Here is a 273-nt window from a genome sequence, read left to right as displayed (position 1 = left end):
CATGCCGCGAAACCCGGATAAGCATGGTAAAGCGCAGAACAAAGGGTTTGCCTACGTCGACTTCACCAATGCCAAGGCGTTGAAGGAGGCATTGGACGTCAATGAACAGATGCTGGTCGGCCGTCGTGTGTTGATCAAGGATGCAAAGAACTATGAAGGAAGACCCGACAAGCCTCAAGAAGAAGGCCAGGGATCGGCAGCCTCTGGCAGAGCTCCGTCCAATCGTATCTTTGTTGGCAACCTCAGCTTCGACGTGACCAGGGAGGCACTGGA

General features: G+C 54.2%; 1 protein-coding gene. It reads left to right on the top strand.

Annotated features, from left to right (window positions below):
* Positions 1-273, top strand: a 273-nt coding sequence (locus ACYPV9_RS14260; protein WP_459744840.1) for an RNA-binding protein, incomplete at both ends; no start/stop codon positions are given.

The sequence above is a fragment of the Polaribacter sp. OB-PA-B3 genome (assembly GCF_054589375.1).
The sequence above is the reverse complement of the archived record's forward strand: the minus strand, read 5'-3'. Positions and strand labels throughout refer to the sequence as shown.